The organism is Psychromonas sp. B3M02 (assembly GCF_003318165.1).
In the GTDB taxonomy this organism is placed as follows: Bacteria; Pseudomonadota; Gammaproteobacteria; order Enterobacterales; family Psychromonadaceae; genus Psychromonas.
Map to the genome: position 1 here is coordinate 1 of NZ_QOCB01000144.1, position 19,243 is coordinate 19,243.

Sequence of the window (19,243 nt, forward strand, 5' to 3'; positions counted from 1 at the left end):
ACTTAGTATGATTGGTATTATTCAGTAAACTCACTCGTCTCAACAGCGGGTTTATTTAATACCGCTTGAATTTCTTTGAGTTTGTTTTGAATCTTAGTGAGGTTATCAGGACCAAATCTCAGCATTAATTTTTGCGCGTCATTTAATGCTTCCAAACTAGGATCATCAAAAAGATACATCACAGAAGGGGAGTGCAATGAGATAGGCTGTTTAATCACAGGTACACTTAATGCAACATCAATAGCATTATTTAAAACGTCATGGAACTCGGAGCCAGGGCGCGCTATTTCAGAATAAGACTCATCTATTAATGGTTTGTACGTTTGATAAGCCTCGACAAATTTTTCTGAATCTAGGGAGTCAATGTAATTAGCGTAGTTATCATAACGCTGGTAGCTCTTTTTAGAGACAAATGTTTGTCCGGCTTTTGTATCGATAACAAAGGGTAAAATAGGCGGAAGCAATGGACTAAAGCTAGCGATAAAGTCGCCTCGACTAAAGTTATCAATAAATACAACCGTGCTATTAATAATACCATTTTGTAGCATACGATTATTCATTAGCTCAGGCTGGCTGAACTCCTGCATGGATAACAGCACTTCAGGATCTGATTCAACTAATGCTGGTAACTCTACTATTGGTTGTTCATCTACTGTTGGTTCAGTAGTTGAAACGATAGGGGATTGAACAGTTTGCACAGCAGATGCTTGGCCCTGTAACTGTTGTGAACTAGTAGAGGTGTTTTCATTTACCTTTGTGCTTGACCGAGAAAGTAAAGTAGATAAACCTAGTCTTTCAATTAACTTGTGGTTCTGCTCAGGATAAGTGAAAAAATAGATACTATAACCAAACATAGAAATACAAATTATAATTAATAAAATATTAAACCATGAATACGATTTTTCTTTTGGGAGATCAGGGTAAGGCATGTGTTATTTACTCCATTTTAAAGTAGTTAACATGTTGAAGTAAGCATTTAAATCAACGACAGATTCACTATATCTGAATTTAAAGATAGTTTATGCACCTATTTTACTTAAGCGTATAAATTAATTGAGATAAATACAGTTAAACCTGTTTAAAAAATAGCATTAAAAAGCATTTTTAATTAAAATATGAATCAATATTGTGCAATGCGTTTAATAATTCGGCAAGCGACAAAATATATGTAAATAAAGTTTGACGACAAGACTGCAACTCAGTAATATCTCGCCTCGTTGACAGGCATTAAGCGTTTCAACAATAAAACAGTCGGTGGTTAACGTAGATTGATAGCGTATCTCCGGTGTTTTGGATGAAAGTTGGACCAGAGGGTTCTGACCTTTGATTCTAAAACACGAATAAAATAGTCGGTGATTAGCGCAGCTTGGTAGCGCATCTGGTTTGGGACCAGAGGGTCAGAGGTTCGAATCCTCTATCACCGACCACATTTGAATACAATGAGAAATCGTTGTAAGGTATAAATCCTGCTTTTGCGCCCTTAGCTCAGCTGGATAGAGCAACGGCCTTCTAAGCCGTAGGCCACAGGTTCGAATCCTGTAGGGCGTACCATTTTTAAAAAGTTTAGTGGCGGATGTAGCTCAGTTGGTAGAGCCCCGGATTGTGATTCCGGTTGTCGCGGGTTCAAACCCCGTCATTCGCCCCATTTTTTAAATCTTAGTTTGACAATGTTTAAGTTGATGCGGAAGTGGCGGAATTGGTAGACGCGCTAGATTTAGGTTCTAGTATCGCAAGGTGTGAGAGTTCAAGTCTCTCCTTCCGCACCATTTAAACAACAATATCAATTAGTTAATTTTAATCCCTGACTAATTAGATATTAACAATTTCGGTGATTAGCGCAGCTTGGTAGCGCATCTGGTTTGGGACCAGAGGGTCAGAGGTTCGAATCCTCTATCACCGACCACATTAAGAAAACCGCTTTATGCTTAAACGCAAAAGCGGTTTTTTTTCGCCCAAAATATACAAGTTATTACTCATCTAACTTTCATTTTAATGAATATCCATTACTTTTAGTTTCCTCAATCTAGCCCCTAAAAATTCAGTTTTTAGTGTTTGTGACCAACTTGTGACCAAATTGCGACCAAATATAATTTATATAGCAATTATTGAGCTTCCTAGTTTAAATTAATCAGAAAATTTACAGGTGGCATGGTACTGGATTATTTGTATGGTATGGAAAAACTTCACAAGCTTGCAAACGCCACAAATATTGTGGCGTCTTTAATATTACCCTCATAGATTTCAAACAAATTGAGGATAATAACCATGGGTCAATTAGCTTACTTACCAAGCACGCCATCAATTACTAACAACTACCTATTTATTGAGCATTCATTTCCTGAACTTTATCGTTTAAGCCAGGAGGTTGAAAAATACTATTCTATCGACCATTCTTGTTGCTTACTTTAAGCTCGACTATATGTTGAGTTATGATGTCATGAAGTCGGTGAAAAGCTTCATTTAAAGCCACCAGTCTCAGGGGACTTGAACAGTAAAATAAAACAAATTTCTATGAGCAAAAAAGTGCCTACCTATATCATTGATACATTAAATAACCTGCGTGTAGAAGGTAATAAAAGTGCTCATATAACACAAGACTTTCAAGGTGTGTGGAGTTGTGAATATTCAATTAGTGAATACAAGTTAGGTAACCTAATGAGAAGTTTATTAGAGATAACACAATATATTTCTTTTAAACTCAATTTGCAAAATGAAACAGAGCAATCAGGTTGGAATAGTAATACACGTTACACTATCTTCTGCAAGATCTAGTAAGTTAAGTATTCCGTTAAAAAACAAATGCTTAGCATTAATGGGGATGACCGATCTATTTTTGAATACCAAACTATCTTTACTTTAGCTCCTCATTTTCTATAAACTAAAGCAATGACTGTAAACCCATATTGGATCCTCCTTTTATCGTATTTTTTAAGAAAAATCAGGCTGCTAAAAATTGCGGTATGTGCAAGAGTTAATTTTATTTCAGGTGATATAGAAAAGTTATAATTACATTAGAAGTTGATTTTTTATGAATATTAAAAACCCTAAAAGTATTGAGACAAGAAGATGCCTCACACAAGCACTTTTGATTATCATGAAAAAGAAGAATATTCAGGATATTACTATTTCGGAGTTGTGTTCAAAAGCGGGGGTCTCACGTACAGGCTTTTATCGAAATTTCAATTACAAGGAGGATTTAATTTACGAACATATGAAGTTTATTTATAGTGAATATACTAATTGCTTAACGAGTAAAAAAAATCTCTCTTCATTTGAGGCTTCTGAAAGTTTCTTTCGCTATTTTCTTCAATATAAAGATTTTTTGTCGTCTTTAATCAGATCTAATATTCAAACTTTATTGCTAGATATATTTGTTGAAAACCTTAAAGATATGGAAAATCTATTGGGGATCAATAAAGGGCAAGAGATAGACAATTTATTACACAGACAGTTCACGGCTGGTGGTTTATATCAATTATTGATTACCTGGGTGAAAAATAACTGTGAACCTGACATTAAAGTTATGGCGAAGGCTGTGGAAAATATCAATGCATATAAGTTATAACTCTCCGTCTTGCTGTCATTTTTCTTTGAAGCTATGTAGGGCATACTTATTCAAGTAAGGAATACGTTTAAACAAAATACCAGTCATATCAAGCATACCGCTCAAGGTGCTTAAAATAACAGCATCCTAAAGTCAAAATAAAGTTGAACACTCAAAATATTTATAGATGAAGATTTCATATAAATTAAGTTAATATTCAAAACCTTTATTTTAACTTTAGCGTTAATTTATTTAAGCTTGGTAACTCGTTGTTCCAGTAAAACCGGCAGTAACCTCAATGGTGGCATTATTGACGTAATAGTTTTCCACAATTTCAACTGCCATTGTTGCAACACACTTTACGTCACCAGGCTCTTTAGGGAAAATTGCGGCTTCTTTCCACTGATCTGCTGCAACATCACGAACCTGTTCTACGAGTTTGGTATCAAAATAACCAGGAAGAATTGAATTAACCCTTACTCCACCAGGCGCAAGATTTACTGCCATTTCTTTGGTCAATCCTAATAAACCAGCTTTGCTAGAAGCATAACCACAATTAAAACCCGGAGAGTGCCTTTTATTTGCTGAAATTGAAGATATAAAAATAATCGCTCCTCTTTCTCCATGCTCATTTGGTTCATTTTTCATCATTTGAAATGCTGCTAACCTAGCTGCATCAAAATTCCCTACCAAATTGATATTAATATCAGACATGAATGCATCTAGAGAACCGGGACCCTCATTTGTATATTGCCAGTTTAACGGGCCGCCTGACTGCATGCTTTCGGGGGTTGGTGCCATTGGCAAAGCCCATGTAAGCCCTCCTCCTCCTGCACAAGAAAGAAGAACATTCACTTTTCCCCAAGTATCCATTACACCTTTTACAGCATCTTGTAGCTCATTTGTTTTAGTCATATCAGCTTTGTAAAATATGACATTTGCTCCAAATTCATCTGAAAGAGTACTTCCTTTTTCTTCATTAATGTCAGTGACCATTACTTTTGCACCTTTGCTAAGGAACAATTTCACACTAGCTAACCCCATACCGGAGCAGCCGCCAGTAATCCAAATAACTTTGTCTTTTATATCCATCTTAAAAATACCTTTTATTGCTTTTTGGACGGGTTAAACCACCATCGGCAGAAAGGAGTGACCGGTTATATATCCCGCATCACCAGAGGCCAAGAATAATGGCGCTCTGGAAATTGTATGCTCTTGAAAAAGTGCTAGTCTGTATTCGAACAACGAGGGCTCAAGTTGTTGAACATACATAAACTAATTATCAAGATAGTCATGCACCAACTCAGCCTGACCTAGAATCCAATCGTATTTCATATACACAGAACCAATAACTTCTTTTACTGGAATGACACGCCCAGAATCGAGTTTGAGATTACCTTTAAACTCAACATCAACAGCCCGCATATCTTTTAAATTAAAAGAACCTTCTTTTACTATTGGCGTATTTATTTCTAGCACATCCCAGCCATTACCAGTTGCATTTGGAATTGCTTTAAAGACCATCATATTTCCCTGAAGATCCATTAAGTTGGGATCAACGGCCACACTATCTTCTTTTTCTTTAACGTCGATATCGAACAATAGCGTTTCATGGCGAGACATTTGTATTCTGGTATCATTAACACCAAACTGACCTTTTACATTAAATATCGCTTCACGTTTAGGATATCCATAATGCATTTGCCCTGTTAGCGTTGGCGAGGTATTACTTTCAGGCTCGAGCGAACCTAAGTAGAGTTGTGAGGCATATTCACCCTGAATAGTATCTTCACCCTCACCAAATATTGCAGGAATAGATATTACCGTTTCCCAGTAAGGTCTTATTTTTTTATCTTTTGATTCAAATCTGTTAACACGAAGTAAAACAACATCTTCGTATCCTGAAATAAATTGAAACCCTTCCGGTAATATTCCATTCAAAGCCTCTTTTTCAGTTTTGAATGCAATCAAATAATTCTCCGAATCAGGAAAAGGATAATCGGGCGCTGTAAAAACCGACGTTATTTCCTCTGGAATATAAACGCTCTCGCCATGACTTTTTTTCATAATTCATTCCTTAATCTAAATAGTTGAATTGACGTGACCCGAGTTTATCTTTTCTGGTCTGGACATTTTGTTTCGAGTCGACAAGTTCATATGCTACTGCTTAATGGTTCGGATAAACATGGTAAGAAAGATAATTGCAACAATAGGTACAAATTTGTTTTTATTACAATTAAAAGTCTCTCTAAGTTTATCTGATTACTGCCGCCGCTTAACCAGCTTTAGCAAACGCAATAGTATTACGCAGTTAGGAGACTCGTATAGTACAAATAGGGGAGCTTATTTTGAACATACTTAAGTTGATAAAAGTAGCGATTAGTTAAAACATAAGAATGTGCGTATGTGAGCATTATTATTGAATTTTAATTTATGTTTTCCAAAGAGAGGGATGCTCGCTAAATTCTTAAAATACTTTTTCTAACTTTATTGGTTACACTCTGTTATTTGTCTTGTATGAAAACCTTCACAAGTGTTGTAAACGCCACAAAAAATTGTGGCGTGATTACATTGCCTCATAAACATTAATCATATTAAGGCTAATCTCCAAGAGGTAATTAGCTGGGCATTTTATTATTGAAATTACTCCAAAATGACTAAGATTTAGCGCTGTGTGTAAACTGTGCTCAAATAAATTTTGTATTATTAAAAACTCAAATATGTTTTAACCTATGCTTACAAATTTTTTGGGTGTAGAAAAGCCACCATAAAATTGGTGCTTATGAAGACAACCACTGCAACGTCTAAATATGATTTGTTAGATATTTAGACTTTTTCATATGCTTAATTCATTTCAATGCTAATTTGGTTAATTAATTCTCTTTTCTTTGATGTTTTTGTGTCATTGGGTTTACTTATTGATTTCATTGTGTTCTTATGTTTTTTTGATTTTTTATATACAAGGAAGTAATGATGAAAACATTTTTTAAACTGACTTCAGTCGCTGTATTAGTTGGATCTTTGGCTGCTTGTGACAGTTCATCAAGTAGTAGCACTCAAGAAGATGATGTTATTAGCAAACAAGTCAATATTTCTGGTTACTTAGTTTACCCTGAAAGTATTAGTGAAAGTGCAGCTTCGAAATCCGCTGTACAACGAAGTACAACTTGTTCTGACATTCCCACTGGTTACACTGCACTATCAAGTGCAACAGTCTATTTAACAAGTGCTAATGGCGATATTTTAAAAGATGATATTACAACAGACTCATGCGGCTCATTCGATGTGTCCGTTGATACTGATATTGCAGAACAAATGACATTGTTAACAGCTGAAAAAGATGGATTTAAAGCAATAAAATCTAATATTGATAACTTTTTAGAAGACAGTGAATTAAAAGTGGCATCAACCATCTCCAGTGATGCGTCATATTATTTCTCAGGATTAAGACAATTATCAGATAATGAAATTAACGTTGTCATTACTGATTCAGAATCTTACAAAGCAGTTATAGGGATAGAGCCATCAGCATTTACTGTTGAAAAAAATAATAGTGAAATAACGCTTAGCAGTTTAGTTGGCTCTCAAAGTGTTACTGATAATGAAGCTTCAATTCTCATTTCATTGGATTCAAGTGGTTCGATGTCTAGTTATGTTTTTGATGAAGATGGTAATTACACTGTAGATGGAGATGGTAATTATCAATCAAGATATTCGGTAGCTGCCGCAGCGGCACATCAATTTGTAGAGACAACAAAAGATAACGATGAAGAAGCAAGTTTTTCGATGGTTCTTTTTTCAGACGATGTATATTCGCTCACTGATGATTACATCAATGCTAGTTTATCATTAGAAAACTCTGAGGGTGAAACAATAGAATTTGTTAGTGAAAGAGAAAATGGTTTCATTGAAGATAGTGCGACGGTACATACTTTAATTGATATATATAACCCTCACTCAGAGATGTATTTTTATTCATCTTCACCAGAAATTGCAAGGTATGACGGTAGAGAAGATAACATTGCTTTGATTAATACATATTATCCATTTAGTGGCGGAACTGCCTTTTATGATAGTTTAGATGTAGGCCTTGATGAGTTTGATGAATCAATTACAAATCCACAAATTATAGTATTGACTGATGGTGCTGATAATAGCAGCTCTGCTTCATACACTGACGTAATTACAAAAGCACAAGAGAAAAATATACCAATTAGTGTGCTAGCAATAGGTAGTGGAATCTCATCGTTTTATTCTTCACGAATGGAAACAATTGCAACAGAAACGGGGAGTCAATATTTAGAAGTCTCGGATGTAACTGATCTTTCAGGTTTCTTTGATGGTCTGTCGACACAAACATCTTTTAATTATAACGGTACTTTGAGCGAACCATTGGTAACAGGGGATGTAATACAAGTAACCGTAGAGATCAACGGAGAAAGTACCTCGCGTGAGTTAACTATTAATTAAAGTTAAATATATTCTCGTAGATTAAAATAACTTGAGGGTAATAGCCATTGGGCATGTTGATTGCCCAAATAAAGTAAATGCTTCAAACCAAAGCGTTTTTAGTTCATGCCTTCTACCAGCGACTACATTAAGTAAACCGCTTTCTGCTTAAACGCAGAAGCGGTTTTTTTGTTTAAGTATTATTAATAGTTAAAGGGTTCAGCAGATGCTAAATTCTCGCCTATCGATTACAGTTTTTGCTATTCTAATTCCTGAGCCATCAAGGAGTACGTGATTATCGCTTTCGCTATATTCATCAATTTTGCGATTTCAGATATCTACTCATGATAAAAGCGCGCTTCGCCAATATTATTATGGCATCCGTTACTTTGTTCTAAATAGGCATGAACAAAATTCAAAACTCTATTCAGCTAAATTAACCCACTAAACCAGACACCAAGCATTTACCAGTGAGTCACAAAGCTCCTTAAAGGTGTTATTGTGATATAAATACAATTTAAAGTTCCTTTTAAGGTGTTTTATGGATTCTTATTTGTTTTTCTTTTAATGTATGTAATAATCCTTTTAAGGATTTTAATTTCTTAAATTGAATATAAACAATCTTTTAAGGTGTCTTATGGTATTTGGTGACTTAACACCACATGCTATCGCTGCGGAACTTGGTGATAGGATTAGAACTGCTCGGCTTAATGCTAACCTCACTCAAAAAGCCGTTGCCCAAAAAGCGGGGGTGTCGCTTAAGGCCGTGACCAATTGTGAAAAAGGCAAGTCAACGCTTGAGTCTATGGTCGCTATCCTCATCGCGCTTGAAATAACTGAACAATTAGACGCCTTTATCCCTAAACAAGAAATATCGCCAGTTCAGCTTATCGAATTAAAAGGGAAGGAACGCAAAAGGGCTGCTAGCCCCACTAAGCATAAATCGGCAAAAGAGGAGACTCCAGAATGGTAACTGAAGTCATTAAAGTCAAATACAAAGAGCACGATGTAGGCGCTGTCAGTTATAACACTGATACACAAACGGGGGCATTTGAGTATTTTCCAAACTTTATCAAAACAGGTATAGAGTTATCACCTATCAAAATGCCACTAGCAACAAAAGTATATTCATTTCCTCACCTTGATCCCGCCACCTTTAAAGGCTTGCCTGGACTGATAGCTGATTCATTACCTGATGATTTTGGTAACGCCGTAATGAACGCGTGGATCGCCAGCCAAGGCAAACTAACCAGTGATATTACGCCTTTACAACGTCTACAGTACACAGGCACACGCGGAATGGGCGCATTAACATACTCTCCCGCGACAAGAAGAAAAAACCTCAATGCCTCGCAACCTATCGATATCGAATCTCTTCTTTCAATTGCCCAAGAGATATTAGATAAACGCGCTCAATTTGAAGTGCAACTAACCGATAGCGGACAAGAAAACAAAGAAGCAATGATGTCTTTAATGTCGGTTGGTATGAGTGCTGGTGGGGCTAGGCCTAAAGCGGTGCTGGCATTTAATAAAGATTTTACACAAGTTCGTTCAGGCCAAACTGATGCACCCGATGGCTTCAAACATTATCTCATGAAGTTTGATGGGGTGAATGAGCATAATAAAAACCAAGAAACCTTCGGTGACCCGATGGGTTATGGCGCAATGGAATACACATATTATTTGTTAGCGAAGCAATGTGGCATCGACATGATGCCATGTCATTTACTCAATGAAGGTAAACGAAGACACTTCATCACTGAAAGGTTTGATCGCAAGGGGAATGACAAAATTCACGTTCAAACACTGAATGGCCTTGAACATGTAAGCTACAAGCAAATAGGCTCATATTCCTATGCAGAACTATTCAGTACCGCTAGGAAGTTAAAGCTAAGCCCTGACGATGCAATGCAATTATTTAAGCGAATGGTGTTTAATGTCATTGCTCGAAATCATGATGATCATGCCAAGAACTTTGGCTTTTTGTTAGATCAACATAATCAATGGCAGCTAGCCCCAGCTTATGACCTTGCATACAGTTACAAGCCTGACAGCCATTGGGTAAGCAAACATTGGATGACACTAAACGGAAAGCAAGATAACTTCACAAGAGATGATTTTTATAGCTTTGAGAAACTGAGTCCCATCTTTAATAAACGCAAGATAGATGAAGTCTTAAACCATACTATCGAAGTCGTATCACAATGGGAGCAACTCGCATCAGAACAAGAGGTGCCAAGCTTACTCATCAAAGAAGTCAGTAAGAATTTAAGAGTTATGCTGTAACAACATATATTGTAAAAATAAGATGTTTGTAACGTATTAACGCTGAAAGCCGCATAAATAATGTGTATGTTTACATTAGTCTCCTATGTGCCATGTACTTACTCTACTTCAACATGCTTAAATAAACTGAGGTCGACTTGCTAGCTTGATTTATAGGGCTTATTTTTAAACATTTAAAATAGGCACCAACACCTTAATGAATTAGACTAAAATAATTCATAAATACACAATAAGCCTTGATAATGCCCTCTGCCATCAACCATCTCAAAAAAACTATTGAAAAGTACTATCCAATATCTCTTGTTGCATGGAAGGCGTACCAGCAATGTTTAACGTTAAAACATCTCAATAAAGGAGACATACTGTATAAAGCTGGAGAAATACCTACGAGATTTGCATTTATTCATAAAGGGCTAATGCGCGCTTATGTCACGGATGAAGAAGGGAATGAATTTAATAAAAACTTTTTTTGTGAAGGGCGTTTTCCTGCTTCAATGACCGCATTAATCAAAAGTGAGATCAGTTTTTTAGCTGTTGAAGCATTAGAAGATTGTGACATTATCGAAATAGATTTTTTAAAATTTAGAAAGGCTTTATTTACAACTCCAGATCTAATGGCATTCCATATTCATTACCTTGAAACACATTGGTTATTAGAGAAAGAAACAAAAGAGATTGGTTATTTACAATTTGAAGCGAAACAGCGTTATCTGACATTCTTAAAAGATTACCAAACTATTTTATCGCGACTACCTCAATTTCATATTGCCAGTTATTTAGGCATTACACCCACACAATTGAGCAGAATAAAAAAGTCATTAAATGAGGCTTCTCAACATATGTAAATGAATTACATAAATGCCGTCAGTACACTAAGTCCATTCAGTCAAACAGAGGAACTTTAAATGGACTTTATTCATGCACTCAATTGGCGTTATGCCGTTAATCAATTTTCAGATAAAAAATTAAATCAAGCGCAAGTAAGTGGTTTGATAGAAAGCGTACGCTTAAGTGCAAGCGCATACGGGCTTCAACCATATCGCTTATTTATTATAGAAAGTGAAGCCGTTAAACAGAAGCTTTTACCTTACAGCTTTGGGCAAAATAAAGTTGCCAATAACTCCCACCTTTTTGTGTTCGCTCATAAAACAACCATTACGCAAGATGATATTTCAACATTTATCTCACAAGTCGCTAGCAGTCAAAATAGGACTGCTTTGGATTTAAAAGGATATGAGCAAGTAATTATTAATGATCTTCTAACAAAGACGAAAGATGAGAGAATCAATTGGTCCTCTCAACAAGCTTATATCGCACTTGGAAAGCTACTAAGTTGCGCCGCTATTAATAAAATTGATGCTTGCCCCATGACAGGGTTTGATAACCATGGCATTAACCAAGTACTTGGATTAAATAAACTTGGTTTAAATGCCGAAATATTATGCCCTGTAGGTTATAGAAGTACGATGGACACTACTTCAATTAGAGCGAAATACCGTCAATCCATCGAAGAGTTGGTTACCATCATATGAATATATTATGGTTTTTTGCATTATTTGCAGGCAGTTGTATTGCTATTCAAGCAGCGATGAATGCGAGATTAGGTCAGCTATTCAACAGTGCTTTGTTAGCGACTAGTTATGTATTTTTTACCAGTTTTTTACTCGTCATTACCATCGCATTATTAGTGAATAGCAAAAGTCTTATCCATCAGTGGCAACAAATATCTTTTAGTATCGTACCTTGGTATTTGTGGTTATCGTGTGTGTTAAGTGTAATTGGTGTGGGAAGCATGTATTGGCTTATTCCGAAAATGGGAGTGGGATCAGTGATGAGTTACTCTTTAACTGGACAGCTAATTTTAGCACTCATCATCAGTCACTTTGGCCTCTTTGATAGCCCACAAAAATTAATATCTAGTACCAAATTGGTCGGTGCTTTGTTATTAATCATCGGCATAACATTAGTGAATAAGGAGTAGCATGTCAGAATTATTGTATAAAAATTTAAATAACCTAAGTGCTTTTTGGCAAGCTTTATCGGCTGAGAAAATTGAAGAAGATAAATATCTTCATGCTCACTGGCCACATAAAATTTGGTGTGAGGATTTTTCACTTGTTGATAGCCAGCAATGGAACGATAAAGTACATGTCACCTTGAATAAACCAATTTCATTCCAGCATGTAAAAGTTAAAGTTCAATTAACGGCCATGTATTTAGAGTTGGAGGAGTCAATAGGGCAAACACACGATCAAGTATCGACTGTACGTTCTGATGAGGGTCTAAAACAATGGAGTGAAGCCTGCAGTAACGCATTTGGTTACGACATTGATAAACAGAGTATTAACCCGCTTATCGATGATAAAAACGCTACAGTTTTAGCCTTTGAAGTGAATAGTAATATAGCGGGTACAGCCATACTCTATCAATCACATAAAACAATGGGAATACATCAAATAGGCGTATTACCCCAATTTCAAAGATGCGGTATTGGCAAAGCCATCATGCTACATCTTATCGCTATAGCAAAACATAGGGGATGCGATGTTATGACATTGCAATCGTCTCAAGCAGGTAAAAATATGTACATCAATATGGGGTTTAAAGCATTAGCTGAATTGTATCATCTGGAGGGTAAACGTTAGATTAGAGTTCTCATGCATGATTCATGTGATTATTTTATAGGAAGAGAGGTTAATACCTATTAAAAGATAACTTAATAGGTATAAGTTGCTATTTTTTATGGTAAATTCGTGTTATATAAATAAATTGTAATAATTTTCTATTTATTTAATTGGTAAGCCAGTTGCAATAAATAAATTACCTTAAAGCGAAAGTAGTCATGCCTAATAGTTTTTATAACCGAAATGCACAGCAATTGGCTGACATGTACCTTTCAAAAACCTTTGAACAAGTCCATGATTGTTGGCTTAGCTATCTGACGCCTATTTTGAATAAAAAAGAGGCGCGCATTTTAGATATCGGTGCAGGGGCTGGGCGAGATAGCCAATACTTTGCAGAACAAGGCGCAGCTAATAATATCTCAGTCACAGCGATCGAGCCTGCATTAATGTTAGCGGAGCTTGGTAAAAAACATACGCAAGGTTTGAACATAAACTGGTTACAAGATTCACTTCCCGACCTCAGCGTTGTTACGCGTAAAGAGATCAGCTTTGACCTTATCTTATTGAGTGCAGTTTGGATGCATATTCCTGATGCACAACGCGCACGTTCATTGCGAAAACTGGCTAATTTATTAAAGCCTGGTGGCCTATTAGTTATTTCATTACGTCATGGTGAAAGTGGCGATGAACGTAATATGTATGAAGTATCTAGCGATGCTTTAGTACAAATGTCTACAAAGCTCGGCCTATCTCCGTTATTAATCACAGATAAAAAGCCCGATGCGATCGGCAGGGCTGATGTGTTATGGCAAACGGTTGTATTAAAACTACCAGATGATGGTAGTGGCGCATTTCCATTTATTCGTCATGTCGCATTGAATGATGGAAAATCTGCAACGCACAAACTAGCGTTAATGCGCGTGTTATTACGGATAGCAGATGGTCAACCAGGTGCAGTTATAAGACGAGAAGACAATAGAGTTATTTTACCTGTTGGATTAGTGGCTCTTTACTGGGCACATCAATATAAAGATTTAATCGATAAACATCAGTTATATCAAACCCCTAATAAAAATAGAAACATGGGCTTCATGAAAGAAGATGGCTGGCATAAATTAACACACCTGTCATCATCAGATTACCGAATCGGGAACCTATTTCAAGGAGAGCAAGCAATAGCAATGCATAAAATGCTATCTGCAAGTGTCGCTAACATCAAAAACATGCCCTGTAAGTATATTACTTTCCCTAATAGTTCTGAAAGTGTATTCGAAGTGAGCAGTAAATGTGTACGCGCTAAAGACAGTTTATTTTTAGACTTAACTACCTTAAAACATTGGGGCGAATTTTCATTACCTGAACATCTATGGATTGCTTTTAGCCGTTATGCCTGTTGGATTGAACCTGTATTAGTTTCAGAATGGACGAAAACCATGGCGGGTTATCAAGGCAATCGCCAATATAAAGACCCAGAGCAACAATATAAATTAGTGAATGCATTGAATTGGTTAGAAGCAAAGCGCAGTACCACTGAAGTCCGAAACCGTTTTGAAACGCTAAAAAAACAGAATAATAACCAACACAACTGTGTTTGGACAAATAAAACCTTAAATAAACAATACGCAATTGATCATTGCATGCCATTTGCACGTTGGCCTAATAATGACCTATGGAATTTATTACCTAGCGATGTTACTGCGAACGGACAAAAGAGCGATCGTTTACCTACAGAACATAAGATGAAAAATGCGAAAACACGTATTACAAACTGGTGGCAAGATGCATGGTTAACTGATGATTCAATCGATGTTAATCGTGAAATGAATCAACAGCGTTTTTTCGCTGAAGCGAATATCGCCTTACCAGGGTTAGCAGCCAGTAATAATTCAGTCGATGATCTTTTTGAAGCTTTGTTATTACAAAGAGGGCGTTTGAAAGAGATGCAGCAGTTGAGAGAGTGGTGATGTTTTCTGCTTTTTAATAATAATTATTTATACAATAGGTAATCAAATAGATGATCCATACTGATATTGGCCCTTTAGATGGCGATAAGTGGGAAGGCTTAATCCAATCTGTATTTAAACAAAAATACGATACCTATCAAGATATGGTGGCTTCTCCTGGTGATCTTGGTATTGAAGGCTTTGTAATCAACGAGGGGATTATGATCCAATGTTATTGCCCTGATGAGCATTACGATACTAAGACACTTTATGAGAAACAGCGCGACAAAATCACTGCGGATATAAAAAAATCATCAACTAATGAAACAGAAATATTAAAGCATATTGGTGATACTAAGATCTCGCAATGGTTATTTATAACGCCAAGAATAGCAAAACATGAAATACATGCTCATGCTCGAGTTAAAGAAAAAGAAATTAAAGCAGCTGAAATTTCCTTTATATCAAATGATATTCAAATACTTGTAAAAGACCTCGGACATTATATTCAAGAAATCAGGCAACAGCAGATTATTAATGGTGTACAGCTGAGTTTTTCTAGTGCTAATGGCGAAGTTATAACTGAACCAGAACTAACTACCGAATATGATGTAAACATTCAAGATAAGAATAGAGTCCGTAGTTTTATTAGAGATACTTACAAACCCCAAAATCACTCTCGCCTTAATGATCTAACTAAAAAATTCTATCTGGATGGCTATGAGATTTTGAGACGTATCTTTAATCAATCTCCAGAGTTATATGAACGTATTGCAAAGTTAGTTAATAACTTTGAAGCTGATGTCGAAGAAGTATCTATGTCTTGGGAAGATAGTCCACAAAAGTTAGTGACACGCGTTCAAGAAATGCTAATTGAACGATTTGGAAAAGATGCTCATATATCAACAATTGAACATGAGGATTTAGTTTCTATTACCAAGCATATGGTGGCGAAGTGGATTGCAGAATGCCCTATGAGGATTGAATAATGAGCAAGTTAAGCTTTTGTCGTAAGAAGTCAGCAGTAGTCCCCGAATTACGACCAATGTACAAAGTGGCAAAAATATTATTGATTTTAAAGCTTGGGTGCACAGGAGGGAAAGTTAGCTTATTAAAAATGCATCTATTCAACTGGGCGATGCTAGATCCACAGCGTTTACAGGCGTTAAAACTTTCAGCTGAAAAGAAAGAGTTATTAATAGGTGTTTGGGGTATAGACCCTTCGTTAAATATGGCGCTTAACTATGCTACTTCCGAAGGTTTACTTAGAATAACGTCAAATGGTTCATATCAATTAACAGGTAAGTCAGAACATTTTATTTTGGAAACTAAACTTTTGGAATTATTTGATACGGAAACTGAAGAACTAAATAACATAGCAAAAAAAATAACAGAAACAATGGTGAGTCAAGCAGCTAAAAGGTGGGTAGATGAAGTTTAATCAATTATTTGTAAAACTCTCAGGTTCAGACAATCAAGAGTATGGATATCGAATACCATTTAGCTCTGGCCTGAATATTATTCGAGGAGACAACTCATCAGGAAAGAGTACATTCGTGAATTCTTTAATTTATGCACTTGGTATGGAAGAAATCATTGGTTCGAAGGGTAATACTAGTCTACCTTATGCGCTGAAAAATAAATTTGATTTAGATGGCGTTAATATACTAGTTCATAATTCTGTAGTGTATTTAGAGTTAGAAAATAGATTAGGTACAGTTATTACGCTAAAGCGAGTGATTAAATCTGATGATATTGATACCAAGTTGATTCAGGTTCTAGAAGGTGCGTACTTAACCGATAATTCTTTAACTAATATAAAAAGCCAATATACTTTTTTGCATGATGCTGGTTCTGCACAAGACGAGGAAAGAGGATTTTTTGCGTACCTAGAAAGCTTCTTAGGTTTAAAATTACCATCCCTATCTGATAATAAAGGTAAAGAGACTAAACTATATCTACAATCTGTTTTTTCTGCTTTGTTAGTCGAACAGAAACGTGGGTGGACTGATTACATCGCTAATATTCCATATTACGGAGTAAGTGGTATGAGAGAGAAAGTGGGAAGCTTTTTACTCGACTTGGATATATTTAGGAGTGCTAAGAGTCTTAATGATTTGCAATTGCAGCGTTCTAAAATTATGTCCGATTGGTCTGAGGTAGCTACTGAAGTTAAAATTATAGTAGAGGGAAACTACTTATCGGTGTCGGGAATTAGTAAAATACCGCCTATAGATTTTGATCCAAAGCTAGTTTCTATTGTAGAAAGCAAAGGTGCCGAAACTCGGTCTCTTGAAGCTATAAAAGAAGACATAAAACATGAGATGTTTGAGGTTATTCAAAATGAAAAGGCTGAACTGTCTGATGAATCAACCGCTCTAGTTACAAGCATTGAATCAGTACAAAATAGAATTGATGAACTATTGAACATGCAAAGTATGTGCAATAGTCAAATCAAGATAGATGAGTCACAACTTAGTCAATATTTTGAAAGCCTGAAAAGCATAGATAAAGATTTAAAAGCTAATAAATTAACAGAAAAACTTGTTAAATTTGGAGCAGATGAAGCTGAATTAGATTTTGCAAAGGGAAAATGCCACACCTGTTTAAATCCTATAGACGACATTTTAATATCTCCTGATAGCATGGCAATGCCAATGTCACTCCAAGAAAATATTACTCACCTACGCAATCAAAAAAAGATGATTGAGTCTTTACTTAATGGACTACAAAAAAATATAGAAAGAAATAAAGGACAACTGTTAACTATAAACCGAGAAGTAGTTAAATTCAGGAAAGAATTAATTTCATTGAAACGAGATATCAAATCAACAACTCATATTAAAGAAATAGATATTAGAAGAAAAATTACATTAGAAAATAGACAAGTGGAGCTAAGTAAACTTGATTCGAAGTTGAAAAGTAGTCTTGAAATTCTAACTACTTTAGCTTTAGATTATAAAAAGTTAAACGCTACTATTACAGATTTATCTAAGTTCGGCTTTACTTATAAAGACAAAAATAAAATAAATGAATTTGCTAATGAATTTAGAACATTAGCAACAACGTTTGGTTACCGTAGTGCAAAAGTTGATGATATAGAAATAAAACCTGAAACTTTGCTTCCTTATTTACAAGACCTTGAGTTAAGAGAGCAAATGGATACGCCGTCCGAATATAAGAAAAAGTTTGGTGAAAGTAGTACAGATATTAAGTCAGATTCATCTGCAAGTGATTTTGTAAGGCTAATTTGGTCTTATTTGATATCTCTATATAAAGCATCTTCTAAGTGTGGAGGAAATCATCCAGGTATGATTTTATTTGATGAACCTGCGCAACATTCAATGAGTACCAAAAGTGTCAATAAGATGCTTAATCTATTATCTACAACACAGGGATTGCAGAGTATTGTCGCAGCATCATTTGATGAAAATGACGAAACTTATGCATCATCAGTTGCAGGATTAAATGCAAATAACTTTAAACTTGAGCGTTTACCTAGAAAAATTGTAGCTAAAATATAGATTCTGTAATCACCGCTAATTAATTACTCCATGTAATAAGTATTTTGGTATTGGGGCTTCAACTTTAGACTATTATTAGAGTTAGGATTTTTATTGATTTTGACAAAAATAATCTAACTGCACTAAGGTTTTAAATGGATTTAACGACACAAGTTTTTAACGCACTATCTCTGTACTGGTATATTCTGCCACTTTTTATTTTACCTGTTGTATTAAAGTCGGCTTGGTTTAAAGGCATATTAGGTGAATTTTTGGTTAACTTATTACTCACCAAATTTTTACCAAAAGAGCGCTATACCTTAATTAAAAATGTCACTTTACCAACGGACGACGGAACAACTCAAATTGATCATATTGTGGTGTCTGAGTTTGGCTTGTTTGTGATTGAAACTAAAAATATGAAAGGCTGGATTTTTGGCTGTGCCAATCAAAAGCAATGGACGCAAAAGATTTTCAAATACACGGGTAAATTTCAAAACCCACTTCATCAGAACTATAAACATACGCAAACATTAGCGAGTTGTTTATCAATACCAAATGAACTGATTTACTCTGTTGTGGTTTTTGTTGGTGATAGTACTTTTAAAACCAAAATGCCTGAGAATGTTACCTACGCGAGAGGATGTGTGGAGTACATTAAATCTAAGCAAGCCGTGCACTTTACGAAAGAAGAAGTTAGTAGCCTTATTGCTGAGATTGAAGAGGGGCGTTTGACACCTAGTTTGAAAACAAACTTAGCGCATAATAAACATGTGAAAACTATTGTTGAAAGCAAAGCGGAGCCCAGAGAAATAACCAAGCAAGTATATGAAAGTAAAGTAAAGTAAAGTAGAGCCTAAAGAAATGCTTAATCAGGGGCTTGAAATACAAGAG

The 19,243-nt window shown here is 35.7% G+C and carries 17 protein-coding genes and 5 tRNA genes; 19 read left to right on the forward strand and 3 right to left on the reverse strand.

Annotated elements, in window-relative coordinates; all coding sequences use genetic code 11:
• Positions 1-17 precede the first annotated feature (17 nt).
• Positions 18-929, reverse strand: a complete 912-nt coding sequence (locus DS885_RS15790) for a DUF3014 domain-containing protein (RefSeq protein WP_113820373.1) — start codon at positions 927-929, stop codon at positions 18-20.
• A 421-nt stretch (positions 930-1,350) separates the two neighbouring features.
• On the opposite strand from DS885_RS15790, the gene DS885_RS15795 reads away from it, so the two are divergent.
• The 7 genes from DS885_RS15795 to DS885_RS15825 all read left to right on the forward strand — a co-directional run bounded on the left by DS885_RS15795 (position 1,351) and on the right by DS885_RS15825 (position 3,565).
• Positions 1,351-1,427 (forward strand) — tRNA-Pro (locus tag DS885_RS15795).
• Positions 1,428-1,474: 47 nt separating this feature from the next.
• Positions 1,475-1,551 (forward strand) — tRNA-Arg (locus DS885_RS15800).
• An 18-nt stretch (positions 1,552-1,569) separates the two neighbouring features.
• Positions 1,570-1,645: transfer RNA gene (locus tag DS885_RS15805), tRNA-His, on the forward strand.
• Positions 1,646-1,681: 36 nt separating this feature from the next.
• A tRNA-Leu gene (locus DS885_RS15810) sits at positions 1,682-1,766 on the forward strand.
• A gap of 60 nt (positions 1,767-1,826) precedes the next feature.
• A tRNA-Pro gene (locus DS885_RS15815) sits at positions 1,827-1,903 on the forward strand.
• 608 nt (positions 1,904-2,511) lie between these two features.
• Entirely contained in the window at positions 2,512-2,772 is a 261-nt protein-coding gene (locus DS885_RS15820; RefSeq protein WP_113820374.1) for a hypothetical protein, read from the forward strand.
• Between the two features lie 256 nt (positions 2,773-3,028).
• Positions 3,029-3,565 (forward strand): TetR/AcrR family transcriptional regulator, encoded by a 537-nt coding sequence (locus tag DS885_RS15825; RefSeq protein ID WP_113820375.1) that lies wholly within the window; start codon positions 3,029-3,031, stop codon positions 3,563-3,565.
• A gap of 231 nt (positions 3,566-3,796) precedes the next feature.
• On the opposite strand, the gene DS885_RS15830 is transcribed toward DS885_RS15825, so the two are convergent.
• A complete protein-coding gene (locus tag DS885_RS15830) occupies positions 3,797-4,636 on the reverse strand; it encodes an SDR family NAD(P)-dependent oxidoreductase (protein ID WP_113820376.1) in 840 nt (279 codons plus the stop codon).
• Between the two features lie 183 nt (positions 4,637-4,819).
• Positions 4,820-5,611 (reverse strand): acetoacetate decarboxylase family protein, encoded by a 792-nt coding sequence (locus DS885_RS15835; RefSeq protein ID WP_113820377.1) that lies wholly within the window; start codon positions 5,609-5,611, stop codon positions 4,820-4,822.
• Between the two features lie 906 nt (positions 5,612-6,517).
• Between DS885_RS15835 and DS885_RS15840 the strand changes: the two genes are divergently transcribed.
• From DS885_RS15840 to DS885_RS15895, 12 genes are all read left to right on the forward strand, one after another.
• Entirely contained in the window at positions 6,518-8,014 is a 1,497-nt protein-coding gene (locus tag DS885_RS15840) for a vWA domain-containing protein (protein WP_113820378.1), read from the forward strand.
• Positions 8,015-8,630: 616 nt separating this feature from the next.
• Positions 8,631-8,966, forward strand: a complete 336-nt coding sequence (locus DS885_RS15845; RefSeq protein WP_113820379.1) for a helix-turn-helix domain-containing protein — start codon at positions 8,631-8,633, stop codon at positions 8,964-8,966.
• Entirely contained in the window at positions 8,960-10,279 is a 1,320-nt protein-coding gene (locus tag DS885_RS15850) for a type II toxin-antitoxin system HipA family toxin (RefSeq protein WP_113820380.1), read from the forward strand. Before DS885_RS15845 ends, DS885_RS15850 begins: the two co-directional genes overlap by 7 nt.
• A 242-nt stretch (positions 10,280-10,521) precedes the next feature.
• Positions 10,522-11,124 carry a Crp/Fnr family transcriptional regulator gene (locus DS885_RS15855; RefSeq protein ID WP_113820381.1) on the forward strand — a complete coding sequence of 201 codons (603 nt, stop codon included), beginning with the start codon at positions 10,522-10,524 and terminating at the stop codon, positions 11,122-11,124.
• Between the two features lie 60 nt (positions 11,125-11,184).
• Positions 11,185-11,811 carry a nitroreductase family protein gene (locus DS885_RS15860; protein WP_113820382.1) on the forward strand — a complete coding sequence of 209 codons (627 nt, stop codon included), beginning with the start codon at positions 11,185-11,187 and terminating at the stop codon, positions 11,809-11,811.
• Entirely contained in the window at positions 11,808-12,260 is a 453-nt protein-coding gene (locus tag DS885_RS15865) for a DMT family transporter (protein ID WP_113820383.1), read from the forward strand. The genes DS885_RS15860 and DS885_RS15865 overlap by 4 nt, the downstream gene beginning before the upstream one ends.
• Position 12,261: 1 nt before the next feature.
• Positions 12,262-12,924 (forward strand): GNAT family N-acetyltransferase, encoded by a 663-nt coding sequence (locus DS885_RS15870; RefSeq protein WP_113820384.1) that lies wholly within the window; start codon positions 12,262-12,264, stop codon positions 12,922-12,924.
• A 197-nt stretch (positions 12,925-13,121) separates the two neighbouring features.
• Positions 13,122-14,867, forward strand: coding sequence for a class I SAM-dependent methyltransferase (locus DS885_RS15875; protein ID WP_113820385.1), 1,746 nt, complete (start codon positions 13,122-13,124; stop codon positions 14,865-14,867).
• 50 nt (positions 14,868-14,917) lie between these two features.
• Positions 14,918-15,835 carry a hypothetical protein gene (locus tag DS885_RS15880; RefSeq protein WP_113820386.1) on the forward strand — a complete coding sequence of 306 codons (918 nt, stop codon included), beginning with the start codon at positions 14,918-14,920 and terminating at the stop codon, positions 15,833-15,835.
• Complete coding sequence (locus DS885_RS15885; protein WP_113820387.1) at positions 15,835-16,287, forward strand: hypothetical protein; 453 nt, start codon at positions 15,835-15,837, stop codon at positions 16,285-16,287. The genes DS885_RS15880 and DS885_RS15885 overlap by 1 nt, the downstream gene beginning before the upstream one ends.
• On the forward strand, positions 16,277-18,370 hold the full coding sequence (locus tag DS885_RS15890; protein WP_113820388.1) for an AAA family ATPase: 2,094 nt from the start codon (positions 16,277-16,279) through the stop codon (positions 18,368-18,370). Before DS885_RS15885 ends, DS885_RS15890 begins: the two co-directional genes overlap by 11 nt.
• A gap of 134 nt (positions 18,371-18,504) precedes the next feature.
• Entirely contained in the window at positions 18,505-19,197 is a 693-nt protein-coding gene (locus tag DS885_RS15895; protein WP_258546933.1) for a nuclease-related domain-containing protein, read from the forward strand.
• Positions 19,198-19,243 lie beyond the last annotated feature (46 nt).

Coding starts and splice junctions, on each gene's coding strand:
- DS885_RS15790 (WP_113820373.1), bottom strand. CDS start 929: ATGCCTTACCCTGATCTCCCAAAAGAAAAATCGTATTCATGGTTTAAT.
- DS885_RS15820 (WP_113820374.1), top strand. CDS start 2,512: ATGAGCAAAAAAGTGCCTACCTATATCATTGATACATTAAATAACCTG.
- DS885_RS15825 (WP_113820375.1), top strand. CDS start 3,029: ATGAATATTAAAAACCCTAAAAGTATTGAGACAAGAAGATGCCTCACA.
- DS885_RS15830 (WP_113820376.1), bottom strand. CDS start 4,636: ATGGATATAAAAGACAAAGTTATTTGGATTACTGGCGGCTGCTCCGGT.
- DS885_RS15835 (WP_113820377.1), bottom strand. CDS start 5,611: ATGAAAAAAAGTCATGGCGAGAGCGTTTATATTCCAGAGGAAATAACG.
- DS885_RS15840 (WP_113820378.1), top strand. CDS start 6,518: ATGAAAACATTTTTTAAACTGACTTCAGTCGCTGTATTAGTTGGATCT.
- DS885_RS15845 (WP_113820379.1), top strand. CDS start 8,631: ATGGTATTTGGTGACTTAACACCACATGCTATCGCTGCGGAACTTGGT.
- DS885_RS15850 (WP_113820380.1), top strand. CDS start 8,960: ATGGTAACTGAAGTCATTAAAGTCAAATACAAAGAGCACGATGTAGGC.
- DS885_RS15855 (WP_113820381.1), top strand. CDS start 10,522: ATGCCCTCTGCCATCAACCATCTCAAAAAAACTATTGAAAAGTACTAT.
- DS885_RS15860 (WP_113820382.1), top strand. CDS start 11,185: ATGGACTTTATTCATGCACTCAATTGGCGTTATGCCGTTAATCAATTT.
- DS885_RS15865 (WP_113820383.1), top strand. CDS start 11,808: ATGAATATATTATGGTTTTTTGCATTATTTGCAGGCAGTTGTATTGCT.
- DS885_RS15870 (WP_113820384.1), top strand. CDS start 12,262: ATGTCAGAATTATTGTATAAAAATTTAAATAACCTAAGTGCTTTTTGG.
- DS885_RS15875 (WP_113820385.1), top strand. CDS start 13,122: ATGCCTAATAGTTTTTATAACCGAAATGCACAGCAATTGGCTGACATG.
- DS885_RS15880 (WP_113820386.1), top strand. CDS start 14,918: ATGATCCATACTGATATTGGCCCTTTAGATGGCGATAAGTGGGAAGGC.
- DS885_RS15885 (WP_113820387.1), top strand. CDS start 15,835: ATGAGCAAGTTAAGCTTTTGTCGTAAGAAGTCAGCAGTAGTCCCCGAA.
- DS885_RS15890 (WP_113820388.1), top strand. CDS start 16,277: ATGAAGTTTAATCAATTATTTGTAAAACTCTCAGGTTCAGACAATCAA.
- DS885_RS15895 (WP_258546933.1), top strand. CDS start 18,505: ATGGATTTAACGACACAAGTTTTTAACGCACTATCTCTGTACTGGTAT.